Origin of the sequence: Polynucleobacter duraquae, from assembly GCF_000973625.1 — a bacterium.
GTDB classification, from domain to species: Bacteria; Pseudomonadota; Gammaproteobacteria; order Burkholderiales; family Burkholderiaceae; genus Polynucleobacter; species Polynucleobacter duraquae.
The window spans coordinates 1,841,173-1,858,747 of record NZ_CP007501.1 but is presented as its reverse complement, the minus strand read 5'-3'; the positions used below and the strand labels follow the sequence as shown (position 1 = coordinate 1,858,747).

Here is a 17,575-nt window from a genome sequence, read left to right as displayed (position 1 = left end):
CGCTATGAACGCCCCATTAGCTTTGAACCAGTTGTTGGATGCCGAAGCGGGCTCACCCCGCCTTCGCGAAATCCCTTATAACTACACCTCCTTTTCCGATCGTGAAATAGTTATCCGCTTGCTGGGCGAGGAGTCATGGCGTGTTCTGAATGATTTGCGTGGGATTCGCCGTACGGGCCGCTCAGCTCGTATGTTGTTCGAGGTGTTGGGCGATATCTGGGTGGTTCAACGCAACCCCTTCTTACAAGACGACCTTCTAGATAGTCCCAATCGCCGTCAGCTATTAATTGATGCTTTATGGCATCGCCTTGGCGAAGTCAAGAAAAGATCTAGCGGTGAATCGGTTGAGCAAGTTCAGATTTTATTGAAAGCTGCACATCGCGCGGTTGAGAGTTTTGAGCAGGGATTTAAAGAAGTGACGGAGATACGTAAGCGTGCTCAAAAAGAGCTCGGCCGCATTACTGCTGCAGACAATATTTGTTTTGATGGTGTCTCACGTGCAGCGCATGTGACCGATGCGACTGATTGGCGTGTTGAGTTTCCATTAGTTGTTCTTAAGCCTGATTACGAGTCTGAGATCCCTGGCCTTGTGAAAGCGTGTATTGCATTGGGTTTAACCATCATTCCGCGTGGAGGTGGTACTGGGTATACCGGTGGTGCTATTCCTCTCTACGATATGTCGGCAGTGATTAATACTGAAAAGCTTGAGCAGATTGATGGCGTCAAATCAAAGCGTTTGCCAGGTGTTGACCATGAAGTTTCAACCATTTTTACTGGTGCTGGTGTAGTTACTCGCAGAGTTGCAGATGCTGCGGAGCGAGCTGGGCTGGTATTTGCGGTCGATCCTACTTCTGCTGATGCCAGTTGCATTGGCGGCAATATTGCCATGAATGCCGGCGGTAAGAAAGCGGTCTTATGGGGTACTGCATTAGATAACCTAGCCAGCTGGCGCATGGTCGATCCAGAAGGCAATTGGCTTGATGTTGAACGCCTTGATCACAACTTAGGAAAAATTCATGTAGCAGAAAAAGTTCGGTTTCAGCTGACTTGGTCTGATGGTGCTAGTGAGCCAGGCAAGCGCGTTCTCAAAACAGAAACTATAGAAGTAGAAGGTAAGCGCTTTCGTAAAGAGGGCTTAGGTAAGGATGTGACTGATAAGTTTTTATCAGGCTTACCTGGCGTTCAAAAAGAAGGTTGTGACGGCTTAATTACGAGCGCTACTTGGATTTTGCATCGCATGCCTAAATTCATGCGGACTGTTTGCTTAGAGTTTTTCGGTCAAGCGCAAGAAGCTATTCCAAGCATTGTAGAAATCAAAGCATATCTTGATGGCTTGAGTAAGAATGGCGGACCAATCTTAGCCGGTCTAGAGCACTTGGATGATCGGTATTTGAGAGCAGTTGGTTATTCCACTAAATCTAAACGCAATGCAATGCCTAAGATGGTATTGATTGGTGATATTGCTGGTGACGATGAAGAGGCTGTAGCGGCTGCGACTAGCGAAGTTGTGCGTATGGCCAACAATCGTGTGGGTGAAGGTTTTGTGGCGGTTAGCGCTGAGTCGCGTAAAAAGTTTTGGTTAGATCGTGCGCGTACTGCAGCGATTGCTCGTCACACCAATGCTTTTAAGATTAATGAAGATGTTGTGATTCCATTGCCACGCATGGGCGAGTACACCAACGGTATCGAGCGTATCAATATTGAGCTCTCACTCAAAAATAAATTACAAGTTTTAGACGGCCTCAAAGATTTCCTGAGAAAGAGTGCTCTGCCACTTGGCAAGAACGATGAGGGCTATGAAATCCCTAGCGCTGAAATTTTGGGTGACCGCGTGCAGCAAGCTCTTGAGCTAATTGATAAGGTTCGAGGGCGCTGGTCAGATTGGTTGACGCAGATGGATGCCTATTTCCCGGATCTCCAGAATTACAGCTTGCGCGCGTCATGGAAGACAGAAGTGCGCTCTGAACTCAGAATCATTTTTGGCGGCCTTACATTTGAGCCTATCCTCAATCAACTGGAATCTATTCACAAAAATATTTTACGTAAGCGTGTATTTATAGCGCTACATATGCACGCTGGCGATGGTAATGTGCACACCAACATACCAGTAAATTCGGATGACTACGAGATGCTGCAAGATGCTCATCGCGCTGTCGATCGGATTATGAAATTGGCTCGCTCATTAGATGGTGTGATTTCGGGTGAGCATGGTATTGGTATTACCAAGCTTGAATACCTGACTGAAGCTGAGTTGAAAGATTTCCGCGCCTATAAAATGCGTGTGGACCCTGAGGGTCGCTTTAACAAGGGTAAGTTAATGCCGCATGCGGATCTCAGCATTGCCTACACCCCAAGCTTTGGTTTGATGGGTCATGAATCCATCATCATGCAGCAAAGTGATATTGGTGCGATTGCTGATAGCGTGAAAGATTGCTTGCGTTGCGGTAAGTGCAAGCCAGTCTGCTCTACGCATGTACCGCGCGCCAATTTACTGTACAGCCCGCGTGACAAAATTTTGGCAACCTCTTCGTTAATCGAAGCCTTCTTGTACGAAGAGCAAACGCGTCGTGGTGTATCAATTCGTCATTGGGAAATGTTTGATGACGTAGCAGCACATTGCACTGTATGCCATAAGTGTTTGACACCTTGCCCTGTCAATATTGATTTTGGTGAGGTCTCAATGAACATGCGTAACTTGTTGCGCAAGATGGGGCAGCAACGCTTTAATCCGGGAACAGCGGCATCGATGATGTTCTTAAATGCTACCGATCCCGATACTATTAACTTGCTTCGCAAGACCATGATTGGTTGGGGTTATAAGCTTCAGCGTTTGGGCAATGATGTGTTCCGTAAGTTCGCCCGCAAACAAACTGCGCACCCACCCGCCACAGTAAGCAAGCCGAATATTCAAGAGCAGGTTATTTTCTTTGTAAATAAGAAGATGCCTGGCAATCTGCCGAAGAAAACCGCTCGTGCACTCTTGGATATTGAAGATGCAAATTACGTGCCGATTATTCGGGATCCAAAAACAACATCCGCGGATACTGAAGCAGTGTTCTATTTCCCCGGTTGTGGTTCTGAGCGCTTGTTCTCACAGGTCGGTTTAGCTACGCAAGCAATGTTGTGGAATGTGGGCGTGCAAACAGTATTGCCCCCAGGCTACCTCTGCTGCGGCTATCCTCAGCGTGGCAATGGCGACTTTGATAAAGCAGAAAAGATGATTACGGATAATCGCGTTCTCTTTCATCGTGTAGCCAATACTCTAAATTACTTAGATATCAAGACCGTTGTGGTTTCGTGTGGTACTTGTTATGACCAGTTGGCAGGTTATCAGTTCGAACAGATTTTCCCCGGCTGTCGCATTATTGATATTCACGAGTACTTGCTGGAAAAGGGTGTCAAGCTTTCGAATGTGACTGGTGTGAAGTATATGTATCACGATCCATGTCACTCACCAATGAAGTTGCAAGACCCCCTCAAGACGGTGAATGAGCTGATTCAGTCGGAAGATGGCAAAGCGATTCAGAAGAATGATCGATGCTGTGGTGAGTCTGGCACTCTTGCGGTGACACGTCCTGATATTTCAACTCAGGTACGTTTCCGTAAGCAAATTGAGATGGAGAAGGCTGCTAACGAATTGCGCAAAGATGATTTCACTGGTGAGGTCAAAGTGCTCACTAGCTGTCCATCTTGTCTGCAAGGCCTCACCCGCTTTGATGCGGATAGTGATACTACTGCCGACTACATCGTGGTTGAAATGGCACAAAAATTATTAGGTCCTGATTGGATGCAAGATTACGTTGCTAAGGCAAATCAAGGTGGTATTGAGAGGGTATTGGTTTAATGATTCCAACTAATGTTGTAGTGCATCAGCAGTCAAAAGTGCTAGAGCTCTCTTATGAGAATGGCAATACCTTTCGCCTACCTTTTGAATTTCTAAGAGTGGTATCTCCTTCGGCTGAAGTCCAAGGGCATGGTCCTGGGCAGGAGACTTTACAAACAGGTAAGCGTGAAGTGCTGATAGCAAATATTGAGCCAGTAGGTCACTACGCTCTTAAACCTTCCTTTTCTGATGGACATGATTCTGGTTTGTATTCTTGGGACTACCTGCAATTTTTATGCGAGAACCAAGAGGCGCTTTGGAAAGAGCACTTGGATAAACTAGCCGCTGCTGGTCTAGATCGTGATGCTCCGATGAGTGCTGCTGGTGGTAAATCTTGTGGCAGTCATTAACCGTCATTTCAGTTAAGTAAAGAAGAATATGAGTAAGACCCATTTTGGATACCAAAGCGTTGATGAAGCTGAAAAGGCAGGTAAGGTCGCTGAGGTATTTCATTCTGTAGCGAGTAAATATGACGTCATGAATGATTTGATGTCATTTGGTTTGCATCGCTTGTGGAAAAAAGTCACGATTGCTCGAGCTCAAGTACGCCCTGGTCAAAAAGTATTGGATATCGCCGGTGGTACGGGTGACTTAGCTGCTGCCTTTGCACGTGGAGCAGACTGGGGCCATCACTCTGAAGCTCAAGTATGGTTAAGTGATATCAATGCCTCTATGTTGGGGGTTGGCCGTGATCGCCTGCTCGATCAGGGAGTAGCTTTACCCTGCGTTCAGTTCGATGCGGAGAAAATTCCTTTCCCGGCGAATCACTTTGATGTGGTGACGGTGGCGTTTGGCTTGCGAAATATGACCCATAAAGACCTTGCTTTGGCAGAGATGCTCAGAGTAATTAAGCCCGGTGGTCGAGTATTGGTGCTGGAGTTCTCCAAACCGGATGCCTTTTTAGGGCCGATTTATGACACCTACTCATTTAAGGTGTTGCCTTGGCTAGGTGAAAAGATTGCCCAAGATTCTGAGAGCTACCGCTACCTGGCAGAATCTATTCGGATGCATCCAGACGCTCAGGCCCTGACAGACATCATGCTGGGAGTGGGTTTTGACGAGGTAGATACCCATAGAATGACTGGGGGTATCGTTGCGCTCCATATTGGTATTAAATACTAGTGTTTATGTAGTTTATGTAGTTTTTGTCAGTCAAGAATTAAAGTAGTTCTATAGGGGATCAAAATATGAATAAGCATTTTTTCAAGGCAGTTTTATTGAGTGTCAGCTTAATATTTGCTACCGTTGGTTATGCCAATGCTGCCCGTTTAGGTAGCGGTAAAAGTGTTGGTAAGGCACCAAGCGCACCAATGCAAAAACAAGCTACTCCCGCACAAAAACAAGCTCAACCAGCAGCACCAGCTGCTGCTCCTCAAGCACCAGCACCAAGTCGCTTCGGTGGTATGGGTGGCATCTTGGGTGGCTTAGCTGCAGGTCTTGGTATTGGCTTCCTTTTATCTCATTTAGGTTTAGGTGAGGGCGCATCTTCATTGATCACTGGATTGCTGATTGCAGCGCTAGCAGGCTTTGCCATCATGTTCATCATGAGAAAAATGATGCCTGCCTTATCCGGCGCTAACAAAAGCCCTCAAATGACTTCGCAGGGTATGCAGCGTAGCAATTTAGACCAAGCGTCAAGACAAGAGCCCGCGTTTACACCTGCTGCTAGTGCATTTAGTGGCGTTGCCGCTGAGCCTGCAGCATTTCAATCAACGCTTCCGCCAGGTTTTGATGAGTACGCATTTTTGGATAATGCCAAACAGTTTTTCTCAGGTTTACAAAAGGCATGGGATCAGGGCGATTTAGCTGCACTACGTGAGTACGCCACCGCAGAGATGTTTGCCACGATTGAGCAAGATCTGGCCGGACGTGCTGACAGTGCCAATCAAACCGATGTGGTGACACTCAATGCACAGTTACTCGGGATTGAGACAATTGATAATACGTACTACTGTAGCGTCCAGTTCACCGGCATGATTCGTGAACAAGTAGGCGCACAAGCAAATAACTTCTCTGAAGTTTGGAATCTCAGTAAGCCGGTAAGCGGTCCTGGAGGTTGGGTACTAGCGGGTATCTCCCAGTTAGTTTAAGCTTGTAGTACTTTCCACCGAAAGCCCGCACTTGTGCGGGTTTTGGTTTTTATGCTGATGAACAACGTATCTCCCACCGCCCACCATATTGCAGCGTCTGCCGCTTGCCGAGGAATAAATCACGTCCTCAACGCTGAGCCATGGGCTATGGCGGAGTTGGCACGTCATTCTGGCAAAGTCATTCTGCTCAGTTTGCCCTTTGGGCAGCTGTTTTTTGAGATAGCACCCGAGGGCTCCTTGCTTGCATTGACTAATGTCGATGCTCCGTCATTAGAGTTAGAGGTTTCCCCTGAGGCATTGAGTGCTTTAGCTGGCGGCCCAGGCAGCTTGCGTGAACAAGCAATGAAGTCAGTGAAGATTACTGGCGATGCTGACTTGGCGCAGTTATTGGGTCGTTTAGCAGGACAAATTCGGTGGGAGTACGAGGAAGACTTGGCTCGTTTCATTGGTGATGCGCCCGCCAATTTTGCTGTACGTCAAGGTAAGAAATTGATTTCTGCTGGGAAATCTGCGGCTACCGATCTACTAGACAATGTAATTGAGTATGTCAGTGAAGAAAGAAAAGTACTTTTGAATAAGCGAGATTTTTTAATTCGTAAGAATGAACTCAGCGTGTTGCGTGATGCGGTTGATCGTCTAGAAAAGCGCATCCAATTTTTAGAGCGAAAAGGTTAATTCATTTTGCGTCGTTTAGCCCGCCTCTATTTCATTTTCTTTACTGCATGGCGTTACGGCTTATTGCCGCTGCTGCGCGATATCCTGAAACCTGGGATTCCCCGAGGTCTATTAACCATGCTTTGCTGGGTATCACCGGGGCAATCGCTGCCCAGAGGTGAGCGTATTCGTTTGACCTTAGAGGCGCTCGGTCCGATCTTCGTCAAATTTGGACAAGTACTTTCTACTCGACGTGATTTGTTGTCAGAAGATATTGCTAATGAATTAGCAAAGTTACAAGATCAAGTGCCACCATTTTCCAATGCAGAATCACGACTTTTAATTGAGAAGGCGCTGGGTTTACCGATTGAAGAAATCTTTATTAGTTTTGATGCAACACCAGTAGCTAGCGCTTCAGTTGCTCAGGTGCATTTTGGAACTTTACGTGCCACTGAGAGGCATCCAGAGTGGGATGGACGAGAAGTTGCGATCAAGGTACTTCGTCCAGGCATCCTCCCGGTCATTGATAGCGATATTGCTTTAATGTATGACCTGGCAAGAATCATAGAAAAATTATCTTCGGATGGTCGTCGTTTAAAGCCGACTGAAAACGTTGCTGAGTTTGATAGACACCTGCATGATGAGCTCGATCTCATGCGTGAGGCTGCTAATGCCAGTCAGCTAAGACGGTATTTTGTGGATTCAGACAAGCTCATGATTCCAGAAATGTATTGGGATTTGTGTCGCACCAATGTGATTGTCATGGAAAAAATGAACGGTATATCTATCGGTCGTTTTGACGAACTACGTGCCGCTGGAGTGGATTTCAAAAAATTAGCGGCAGAGGGTGTGGAGATATTTTTTACTCAAGTATTCGAATATGGTTTTTTCCATGCAGATATGCACCCTGGAAATATCATGATCAGCCTGGAGCCAGATAGTTTTGGGCGATTTATTTCTCTGGATTTCGGAATTATTGGCGCATTAAGTGAAACCGATAAAAACTACTTAGCACTCAACTTCTTAGCTTTCTTTAACCGAGATTACCGGCGTGTAGCAGAATTGCATGTGGAATCTGGTTGGGTACCTGCAGATACCCGTGTGGAAGAATTGGAGGGTGCGGTACGCTCCGTTTGCGAACCCTACTTTGATCGACCTTTAAAAGATATTTCTTTAGGCATCGTTCTGGTGCGTTTGTTCCAAACATCTCGTCGTTTTAAGGTTGAAGTGCAGCCGCAACTGTCTCTGCTATCAAAGACCTTATTAAATGTAGAAGGTTTGGCACGTGAATTAGACCCCGATCTCGATCTTTGGCAGACTGCAAAGCCGATTCTGGAAAAATGGATCAGCCAACAGTTGGGTTGGCGCGGATTGGTTGAGGGGCTTAAAAATGAAGCACCTTCTTGGGCAAAAATACTGCCAACCTTGCCCCGCTTGATTGCGGAGAGTTTGGCACAAGGGCGTAGTCCACAAAGAGATCAAAATGCTGAATTAGAGGTCTTAAAAGGCCTTTTAATGCAGGAAAGACGGACTCATCGCCTTTTGGTGGGCGTCTTGCTCTTTGCAGGTGGCTTTCTGGCTGGGATTCTGATAATCGGCCTTGGTCTTTACTAGACTATCGCCGGCTGCCGCTTAAACCGCTAGAATGCCAGGTTAGGCAAAGCGTAAGCGTGGGCAAATGAAAAAATACTTTATCGCAGGCATTCTGGTATGGGCACCGATGTCAATCACTATTTGGGTGATTGGATGGGGATTGGGCTTGCTCGACGGTGTTTTTGGTTCTGTAATGCATGCCATTATTACTGTGTTCCCTAATCAGTTTTCCAGTGATTTACAGCATTTTCGTGAATTACCGGGTGTGGGCATTCTGATTGTTGTTTCAGTCATCATGATTACCGGATTACTTGCAATCAATTTTGCGGGGCAGTGGTGGATGAAGGTATGGGATCGCTTGGTGAATCGCATTCCGATTGTGCGATCGATATATTCTAGTGTTCAACAAGTATCTTCTACTTTATTTTCTGGCAGTGGACAAGCATTTAGCAAAGCATTATTAATTCGCTATCCGCATGCAGATTCTTGGGCGATCGCATTTCAGACTGGTATGCCAGCAAAAGAAGTAGCTGCTAAGTTGGGTGAGGACTACGTTAATGTTTTCCTGCCAACTACTCCAAATCCAACCTCTGGATTTTTTATGATCGTCCCACGTGCGCACACCATTGAATTAGAGATGAGTGTCGAAGAGGCTCTCAAACATATTGTTTCAATGGGATCCGTTCCCCCCACTAGTTCAACTGGTTTGACTGCTGCCAAGTCAAACCATCATCTTTGATTTATAGGAAATTGTTATGTCGATGCGAAGCCATACCTGCGGTCAGGTAACTGAATCACTCATTGGTCAAGAGATTACTCTCTCTGGTTGGGTTAATCGCCGCCGTGACCACGGTGGTGTGATTTTTATTGATCTTCGTGATCACCAAGGTTTTGTCCAAGTTGTTTGCGACCCAGATCGTCCTGAGATGTTTGTATTGGCTGAGCAAGTTCGTAATGAATTTTGTATTCAGGTTAAAGGTTTGGTACGAGCACGTCCTGCCGGAACTGAGAACAATGATTTAGTTAGCGGCAAGATTGAAGTGCTTTGTCATAGCTTGGTGATTTTGAATGCGTCCATTACTCCTCCATTCCAATTGGAAGACGAGAATTTATCTGAGACTACTCGCTTAACTCACCGTGTTTTGGACTTGCGTCGCCCGCAAATGCAAAAGAATTTACGTTTACGTTACAACGTGGCTATGGAATGCCGCCGTTACCTAGATGCCGCAGGTTTTATCGATATTGAAACACCGATGTTAACGAAGAGTACCCCTGAAGGTGCTCGCGACTATTTGGTGCCTTCGCGTGTCCATGATGGTCAGTTCTTTGCTTTGCCACAGTCTCCTCAGCTATTTAAACAGTTGTTGATGGTGGCTGGTTTTGATCGTTACTACCAAATTACTAAGTGCTTCCGTGACGAAGATTTGCGTGCTGATCGTCAGCCTGAATTTACTCAGATCGACTGTGAAACTGCTTTCTTGGATGAGCTAGAAATCCGTGAGTTATTTGAAAACATGATTCGTCATATTTTCAAAATCACTATGAACGTAGAGTTGCCTAATCCATTTCCTACCATGCCTTACTCTGAGGGAATGGCGCGCTTTGGTTCAGACAAGCCAGATCTGCGTGTGAATTTTGAATTTACCGAACTGACTGATTTAATGAAAGATGTCGATTTCAAAGTATTTTCTGGTGCAGCAAATCAAGAGGGTGGACGTGTAGTTGGTTTGTGCGTACCTGGCGGTGCTGAGATTAGTCGTAGTGAAATTGATGACTATACTCAATTTGTGGCGATCTATGGTGCCAAAGGTTTGGCTTGGATTAAAGTCAATTCAGTTGCAGAGGGTCGCAATGGCTTGCAATCCCCAATCGTTAAGAACTTGCATGATGCTGCTATCGAAGGCATCTTAAAGCGTACTGGTGCTAAAGATGGCGACATTATTTTCTTCGGTGCTGATAAAGAAAAAGTAGTGAACGATGCTATTGGCGGTTTGCGCCTGAAGATTGGTCACTCTGCTTGGGGTAAAGAGCATGGCTTATCTACCGAAGGTTGGAAGCCATTGTGGGTAGTGGATTTCCCAATGTTTGAATATGATGAAGACAATGCCCGTTGGGTTGCATGTCACCATCCATTTACTAGCCCCAAAGATGAGCATATGCAGTATCTCGAATCGAGTCCTGGAAAGTGCTTAGCCAAGGCCTACGACATGGTTCTGAACGGTAGCGAGATTGGTGGTGGATCAGTCCGCATCCATCAAGAAGCAGTGCAAAGTCAGGTATTCCGTGCTCTGAAGATTGGTGCCGAAGAGGCTCAGGCGAAGTTTGGATTCTTGTTGGATGCTTTGCAGTACGGCGCACCTCCACATGGTGGTATTGCATTTGGTTTGGATCGTATCGTCACGATGATGACTGGTGCTGAATCAATCCGTGATGTAATCGCCTTCCCGAAAACGCAGCGTGCACAGTGCTTACTGACTCAGGCTCCTAGTCCAGTAGACGAGCGTCAGTTGAAAGAGCTTCACATCCGCTTGCGTCAAGCTGCACCTGCTGCTTAAGTAAAACAGTATTTAGATCATCTTGAAAATCCCCATTTCGGTTTTAGTTGTCATTTACAAATCGAATGGGGAGGTCTTGCTAATCGAGCGGGCCGATAAAGCCAATTTTTGGCAATCTGTTACTGGTAGCATTGATTTCCTTGATGAGGATCTTAGTGCTGCTGCCGCGCGCGAAGTCCTTGAAGAGACCGGCATTGATGTCCAATCTCTTCCAGCAGCCTCCTTACAGGATATGCATCATCAGATTGAGTATGAGATTTATCCGCAATGGCGTCACCGTTACGCGCCTGGAGTGACCAAAAATGCTGAGCATTGGTTCTCATTACTGGTCCCAAATGCAGTTTCAGTCAGATTGGCGCCAAGAGAGCACGTTGCCTATCAATGGCTGCCTCACGCTGAAGCGGCAAATAAATGCTTCTCTCCCAGTAATGGCGCAGCAATTCTCAAGTTATTTTCTGCGCGTCAGAGCGTAACTGACTAAGATAGAGCGATGCGACATTCATCAGGGCATCATCATTCAGTAGCAGACTCAAAGCCAGAAAAGGGTAGCGACTGGAAAGTTATTCGCGATTTACTCCCCTATCTATTGGAATACAAGTTTAGGGTTGCGATTGCTCTGACATGCTTAGTGGCTGCTAAGGTGACTAATCTTGGCATTCCGATTTTGCTGAAGCAATTGATTGATGAGCTCAATATCAAAGCAGACTCTCCTCAAGCTTTATTAGTAGTACCAGCCGGATTGATCCTAGCCTACGGTCTCTTGCGGGTGTCTGCTTCTTTATTTACCGAGCTACGAGAATCCCTCTTTGCTCGCGTTACTCAAAATGCAGTGCGTAAAGTGGCTTTGCAGGTTTTCGAGCATTTACATTCTTTGGCCCTTAGCTTTCATCTGGCTCGTCAAACCGGGGGAGTCAGTCGAGATATTGAGCGTGGTACTCGCGGTATTCAGTCGCTGATTTCTTATTCCCTTTATAGCATCCTACCAACCCTGATTGAGTTCTGTTTGGTACTTGGCTACCTGGCTTACGCATACGATATGTGGTTTGCCATTATTACCCTGGTTGCATTGGTGCTCTATATTGCCTTTACGGTAGTGGTGACAGAATGGCGAACGCATTTCCGCCGCACTATGAATGACATGGATTCCAAGGCGAATCAGAAGGCAATTGATTCATTATTGAATTTTGAGACCGTTAAGTATTTTGGTAATGAAGCCTTTGAGGCTAGTCGTTACGATCAAAATCTGATCCGTTACCAAACGGCTGCAGTGAAGTCTCAAAAATCTTTAGCTGTTCTCAATCTTGGGCAGCAAGCAATTATTGCCGTTGGATTAGTCCTCATTCTGTGGCGAGCAACGCAGGGTGTGATTGATGGATCTATGACCCTGGGTGATTTGGTATTGGTTAATACCTTGATGATTCAGTTATATATCCCGCTGAATTTCTTAGGTGTGATCTATCGTGAGATTAAGCAGGCACTGACAGATATGGATCGCATGTTCTCGCTTCTCAATACGGAGAAAGAAATTGCGGACGTACCCAATGCTCAGCCTTTGCACGTTAACAATCAAGGCCGTGGCCCAGATGTTCGTTTTGAAAATGTCTCGTTTCATTACGAGGCCAAACGTGAGATTTTGAAGGATGTTAGCTTTAATATTCCAGCAGGAACCATTACTGCAGTCGTAGGCCAAAGCGGTGCTGGCAAGAGCACCTTAGCTCGCCTACTGTTTCGTTTTTACGATGTACAGTCCGGCAAAATCCTCATTGATGATCAAAATATTGTGGATGTTACTCAATTGAGTTTACGCAAAGCGATTGGTATCGTTCCTCAAGACACTGTTTTGTTTAATGACACCATTGGCTACAACATTGCTTATGGCAATCCCAATGCATCAATTGAAGAGGTTCATGAGGCTGCTAGGGCGGCACAGATCGATCGTTTCATCAAGCATCTACCAGAGGGCTACGATACCCAAGTAGGCGAGCGTGGTCTGAAATTATCTGGTGGTGAGAAACAGCGTGTTGCGATTGCGCGTACCCTACTCAAAAAGCCAGCAATGTTAATTTTTGATGAAGCAACATCAGCGCTGGACTCTAAAACGGAGCGAGCGTTTCAGGAGGAGTTGCTTGGTTTAGCCAAAAACCGTACAACTTTGATTATTGCCCATAGGCTTTCCACCATTATTCATGCGGATCAAATTTTAGTAATGGAACATGGCCAGATAGTCGAGCGGGGAACGCATACAGAGCTATTGGCTGCTGGTGGCCGCTATGCTGAAATGTGGCAAATGCAAGAGCGCATTGTTCTTGATTAGAATATCTGCATGAGCCAGCAAGAAAACATTCTCAAAAATGCCTTTGCCGCAGCTTTAGCGGTTGCTGACCCAAGCAAAATCGTTCCGGAATACCTCAGCAAGATCTTTCCTCAAGGTTCGGAGCCCAAGGGAAGATGTTTAGTAGTAGGTGCAGGTAAAGCCAGTGCGTCAATGGCAACCGCCCTAGAGTCGCACGCGAAGAGTTGTTGGCCTAATGCAATGATTGAGGGAGTGGTATTGACCCGCTATGGGCACAGCTCTCCTACTGGTCATATCCAAATTATTGAAGCGGGTCATCCTGTACCCGATCAAGCGGGTATGCATGGTGCTAAAGAAATCTATCGCTTGGTTGGTGAATTGCAAACCGGTGACATTTTGATTGCCTTAATCTCTGGTGGCGGTTCAAGTTTACTTACTTTGCCCCAAGCTGGCATCAGTATTGAAGATATGCGCAAGACTACCGAAGCGCTATTGCGTTCTGGTGCACCAATTGAAGAGATGAATGTAGTTCGTAAACATTTATCAGCAATTCAGGGCGGTAATTTAGCAAGACTAGCTATTGCACGTGGTGCTCGAGTTGAAGCATTGCTGATTTCGGATGTGACGGGGGATTCTCCCGCAGATATTGCGAGTGGACCTTGCGCGCCAGATTATTCAACTTACCAGGATGCTCTGGATATCTTGGCTAAATACCACTTGAGTTCTGACTCTATTCCAGGGTCTGTTTTATCCCATTTACAGCGTGGTGTTGCTGGTGAAGTTCCAGAGACTTTAAAAGAAGCGGACTTGCAAAATACAGCGGTCAGTAATCATGTGATTGCTACGGCCTATAAGAGTCTTGAGGCTGCAGCAGCCTACGTTCGCACACAGGGTTATGAACCAGTGATTTTGGGTGACACTATTACGGGTGAGGCTCAAGCTGTAGGAATGGAGCAAGCTTCTCTAGCGCGTCAGCACTTGAAGATGAATAAGCCAATTGCTCTTATCTCGGGTGGTGAGTGCACAGTGACCATTCCTAATGGAATTAAAGGCCGTGGCGGTCGCTGTAGTGAATACCTGCTTTCATTCTTCGCGGCATCAACTGATCTTCCGAATATTTCTGCTTTAGCTGCAGATACTGATGGTATCGATGGTAGTGAAAAGAATGCTGGTGCGTGGTTTACTCCTGAGATCCGACAGGCCGCCAATCAGCAAGGCTTAATCCCTTCACAGTTCTTAGATCAGCACGATTGCTATGGTTTTTTTGCACAATTAGATGCTTTGGTGGAAACTGGCCCCACACTGACAAACGTGAACGATTTCCGAATCATCTTGCTTGGTAAATAATTATGTCTAATAGCCCAATACAAATTCAACTGATTCAACCAGATGACTGGCATTTACATATTCGTGATGGTGAAGTGATGCGAGATGTGTTGGCGGATACTGCGTGCCAATTTGCGCGTGCCATCATCATGCCGAATTTAAAGCCTCCAGTGACTACAGTGAATTTGGCAAATGCGTATCGTGGTCGCATTCAGGCTAATCTTCAATCTTTGGGTGTAACTACTTTTACCCCATTAATGACTTTGTATCTCACGGATAACACTTCTGCGAATGAAGTGCGTAAAGCAAAGGATGCTGGCATTGCTGGATTTAAGCTTTATCCTGCAGGAGCGACAACTAACAGTGATGCAGGTGTGAGTAATATTAAGCATTGTTATGCTGCACTTGAAGCAATGCAGGCCGTCGGGATGCCCTTGTTGGTGCATGGTGAAGTAACTAGTGCGCATATTGATATCTTTGATCGTGAAGCAGTGTTTATTGATCAAGTGCTCGAACCTTTGCGTAAAGATTTTCCTGAACTGAAGATTGTGTTTGAGCACATTACTACCAAACAAGCTGCGCACTATGTTCGTGATGCGCAAACTGCTGGAAAAAATACTATAGCTGCTACGATTACTCCACAACATTTATTAATGAATCGCAATGCGATTTTTTCTGGTGGTATTCGTCCGCATAATTATTGCTTGCCAGTACTGAAGCGTGAAGAGCATCGTGTTGCCCTATTAGATGCCGCAACGAGTGGCAACCCCAGATTTTTCTTAGGCACAGATAGTGCGCCCCATGCTAAGGGCGCTAAAGAAGCTGCTTGCGGTTGCGCTGGTTGTTACAGTGCTTTCAATGCCTTAGGTTTATATGCCGAGGCATTTGAGAGTGTAGGCAAGCTGGACAAACTTGAAGGCTTCGCTAGTTTCTTCGGTCCAGATTTTTATCTAATGCCGCGTAATACTCAAAAGGTAACTTTGGTGAAGCAGGCGCAAAACATTCCTGCAGAGCTTCCTTTGGGTGATGACACGATTGTGCCGCTTCGTGCTGGTGAGACGATTGCTTGGACCTTGGCTTAAGTAAGTTAAGGCTTTCACTATTTATTTTTTAGACCAAATTTCTGCGACTGCGTTAGACTGCAGGCGCAGAGTCAATTGGGCAATCGCCGCCACTTTATTGTGGGGGAGGAAAGTCCGGACTCCATAGGGAAGGGTGATGGCTAACGGCCATCCACGGTGACGTGAGGAATAGGGCCACAGAGACGAGCGTATTTAGTTACGGTGAAACGCGGTAACCTCCACCTGGAGCAATCCCAAGTAAGCAGGCGATGAGGCGTCCCGCTGAGTCTGCGGGTAGGGAGCTTGAGCCGTCAGGTAACTGCCGGCCTAGAGGAATGATTGCCCCTAGATGCAAATCTAGGCGACAGAATCCGGCTTATCGATTGACTCTGCACTTTCTCAAGACTTATTCGTCATTCAGGACGTCGATTGAATAAGTAATCTCTGCCGTCTTGGCGAGCATAGTTGTCGCGGAGCAGTACTTTTCGTGGGAAAGCTTGACTGCACGCTCAACCTTAGACAAATCGAGGTTTTTGCCTTTAACCGTGAAATGCAGGTTAATTTTTGTAAATACTTTAGGCTCAGTCTCTGCTCGCTCGGCTGTCAGCTGGACATCGCAAGCGCTAATCTCTTGGCGAGCCTTTTGTAGGATTAAAACCACATCAAAGGCGGCACAGCCGCCAGTTCCCGCCAAAATCAGTTCCATAGGCCTTGAGGCACTATTTTTGCCCCCAGCTTCGGGTGGCCCATCCATTGTGACCTGGTGACCACTACCGGTTTTTGCCGAAAACGCCATGCCGCCATTACCCAACCAACTTACTTGACATTCCATGTTAGCGACCCCTAATTTACAAAATTAATCAATATTATCAATAGTTTACCAATTATTACAGCTAATAGTTGCTAGCTATTTTTTGCTAAAAAGCATCAAAAAGTTGATTTTGGTCAATATTCTTGCGTTGCACCATATTTCTTGTGTAGAATAACCATATTGGCTGTCAGTCTTATATAAGATATCGATGTGCCTCCCAGTGTCTCCTCCACTTAAACATAGGTGGATTCCAACCCAGGACTCGTTCCTGGGTTTTTTTGGGTTACAATTCAAGGCTTTACTGAATTACCGAACCAGTCAGCGGTAATTGTTTTACCAAGTGAATTACAGAATCTGCGAGCTTGCAAACATAAGCAGGGCCAAGGTGGACGTAATTTGATTGGAGTAATTTTTTGACTATAACAATTTAAGAAATCATGAAAACTTTTTCTGCAAAATCCCACGAGGTAGTGCATGAATGGTTCGTGATTGACGCTACGGACAAAGTCCTCGGTCGTGTCGCCAGTGAAGTGGCACTCCGTCTACGCGGCAAGCACAAGCCTGAATACACCCCACACGTTGATACCGGCGACTTTATTGTTGTCATCAACTCTTCTAAGCTGCGTGTCACAGGCACAAAAGGCTTGAACAAAATTTATTACCGTCACAGCGGATACCCAGGTGGTATTAGCTCGACCAACTTTGACAAGATGCAAGACCGTTTCCCAGGTCGTGCCTTAGAAAAGGCTGTGAAGGGTATGTTGCCAAAAGGCCCACTAGGTTATGCCATGATAAAGAAATTAAAAGTCTATGGCGACGCCAGTCATCCGCATGCGGCTCAACAGCCAAAAGCGTTAGAGATTTAAGGAAACCAAATGGCTATTAATTACGGAAATTGGAATTACGGTACAGGTCGTCGCAAGAGCTCTGTAGCACGTGTATTCATTAAATCTGGCAAAGGTGAGATTACTGTTAACGGTAAACCTATCGATGCTTACTTTGCTCGCGAAACATCACGCATGATCGCTCGTCAGCCTTTGGCTCTCACGGCTCACCTAACAACCTTTGATATCAAAGTAAACGTTAGCGGTGGCGGTGAAACTGGACAAGCTGGTGCAGTTCGTCACGGTGTTACTCGTGCATTGATCGACTACGACAACGCTTTGAAGCCGACCCTGTCTAAAGCAGGCTTGGTAACTCGCGATGCTCGTGAAGTTGAGCGTAAAAAAGTTGGTCTGCACGGCGCGCGTCGTCGTAAGCAGTTCAGCAAGCGCTAATTCTTTCAGTCGCTTCAGTTTTATCGAAAGGG

The 17,575-nt window shown here is 46.1% G+C and carries 15 protein-coding genes and 1 other RNA gene; 15 read left to right on the top strand and 1 reads right to left on the bottom strand.

Features of this window, described 5'->3' with window-relative positions:
- Positions 1–4 precede the first annotated feature (4 nt).
- The 13 genes from CL55_RS09510 to rnpB all read left to right on the top strand — a co-directional run bounded on the left by CL55_RS09510 (position 5) and on the right by rnpB (position 15,850).
- A complete protein-coding gene (locus CL55_RS09510; protein ID WP_046330865.1) occupies positions 5–3,844 on the top strand; it encodes a DUF3683 domain-containing protein in 3,840 nt (1,279 codons plus the stop codon).
- Positions 3,844–4,233 carry a gamma-butyrobetaine hydroxylase family protein gene (locus CL55_RS09505; RefSeq protein WP_046330864.1) on the top strand — a complete coding sequence of 130 codons (390 nt, stop codon included), beginning with the start codon at positions 3,844–3,846 and terminating at the stop codon, positions 4,231–4,233. The genes CL55_RS09510 and CL55_RS09505 overlap by 1 nt, the downstream gene beginning before the upstream one ends.
- 28 nt (positions 4,234–4,261) lie before the next feature.
- Positions 4,262–5,005 (top strand): bifunctional demethylmenaquinone methyltransferase/2-methoxy-6-polyprenyl-1,4-benzoquinol methylase UbiE, encoded by a 744-nt coding sequence (ubiE, locus tag CL55_RS09500; protein WP_046330863.1) that lies wholly within the window; start codon positions 4,262–4,264, stop codon positions 5,003–5,005.
- Between the two features lie 65 nt (positions 5,006–5,070).
- Positions 5,071–5,973, top strand: coding sequence for a Tim44 domain-containing protein (locus tag CL55_RS09495; protein ID WP_052728820.1), 903 nt, complete (start codon positions 5,071–5,073; stop codon positions 5,971–5,973).
- A 57-nt stretch (positions 5,974–6,030) separates the two neighbouring features.
- Entirely contained in the window at positions 6,031–6,648 is a 618-nt protein-coding gene (locus CL55_RS09490; protein ID WP_046331298.1) for a ubiquinone biosynthesis accessory factor UbiJ, read from the top strand.
- Between the two features lie 6 nt (positions 6,649–6,654).
- Complete coding sequence (gene ubiB, locus CL55_RS09485) at positions 6,655–8,241, top strand: ubiquinone biosynthesis regulatory protein kinase UbiB (protein ID WP_052728819.1); 1,587 nt, start codon at positions 6,655–6,657, stop codon at positions 8,239–8,241.
- 64 nt (positions 8,242–8,305) lie between these two features.
- Positions 8,306–8,959 carry a DUF502 domain-containing protein gene (locus CL55_RS09480; protein WP_046330862.1) on the top strand — a complete coding sequence of 218 codons (654 nt, stop codon included), beginning with the start codon at positions 8,306–8,308 and terminating at the stop codon, positions 8,957–8,959.
- 16 nt (positions 8,960–8,975) lie between these two features.
- Positions 8,976–10,775, top strand: a complete 1,800-nt coding sequence (gene aspS, locus CL55_RS09475) for an aspartate--tRNA ligase (RefSeq protein ID WP_046330861.1) — start codon at positions 8,976–8,978, stop codon at positions 10,773–10,775.
- Between the two features lie 22 nt (positions 10,776–10,797).
- Positions 10,798–11,256, top strand: coding sequence for a dihydroneopterin triphosphate diphosphatase (nudB, locus tag CL55_RS09470; protein WP_046330860.1), 459 nt, complete (start codon positions 10,798–10,800; stop codon positions 11,254–11,256).
- Positions 11,257–11,265: 9 nt separating this feature from the next.
- Positions 11,266–13,089, top strand: coding sequence for an ABCB family ABC transporter ATP-binding protein/permease (locus CL55_RS09465; RefSeq protein ID WP_046330859.1), 1,824 nt, complete (start codon positions 11,266–11,268; stop codon positions 13,087–13,089).
- Between the two features lie 9 nt (positions 13,090–13,098).
- Positions 13,099–14,415, top strand: a complete 1,317-nt coding sequence (locus tag CL55_RS09460; RefSeq protein ID WP_046330858.1) for a glycerate kinase type-2 family protein — start codon at positions 13,099–13,101, stop codon at positions 14,413–14,415.
- Positions 14,412–15,476, top strand: coding sequence for a dihydroorotase (gene pyrC, locus CL55_RS09455; protein ID WP_156156296.1), 1,065 nt, complete (start codon positions 14,412–14,414; stop codon positions 15,474–15,476). The genes CL55_RS09460 and pyrC overlap by 4 nt, the downstream gene beginning before the upstream one ends.
- 67 nt (positions 15,477–15,543) lie before the next feature.
- An RNA gene (rnpB, locus tag CL55_RS10495) (RNase P RNA component class A) lies at positions 15,544–15,850 on the top strand.
- 11 nt (positions 15,851–15,861) lie between these two features.
- On the opposite strand, the gene CL55_RS09450 is transcribed toward rnpB, so the two are convergent.
- Positions 15,862–16,287 carry an OsmC family protein gene (locus CL55_RS09450; protein WP_046330856.1) on the bottom strand — a complete coding sequence of 142 codons (426 nt, stop codon included), beginning with the start codon at positions 16,285–16,287 and terminating at the stop codon, positions 15,862–15,864.
- 416 nt (positions 16,288–16,703) lie between these two features.
- Here CL55_RS09450 and rplM point away from each other — a divergent pair, with 416 nt between their 5' ends.
- Both rplM and rpsI read left to right on the top strand, forming a co-directional pair.
- Positions 16,704–17,132: a 50S ribosomal protein L13 gene (gene rplM, locus CL55_RS09445; protein WP_015422034.1), complete on the top strand. Its 429-nt coding sequence runs from the start codon at positions 16,704–16,706 to the stop codon at positions 17,130–17,132.
- Between the two features lie 9 nt (positions 17,133–17,141).
- Positions 17,142–17,543, top strand: a complete 402-nt coding sequence (gene rpsI / locus CL55_RS09440; RefSeq protein WP_015422033.1) for a 30S ribosomal protein S9 — start codon at positions 17,142–17,144, stop codon at positions 17,541–17,543.
- Positions 17,544–17,575 lie beyond the last annotated feature (32 nt).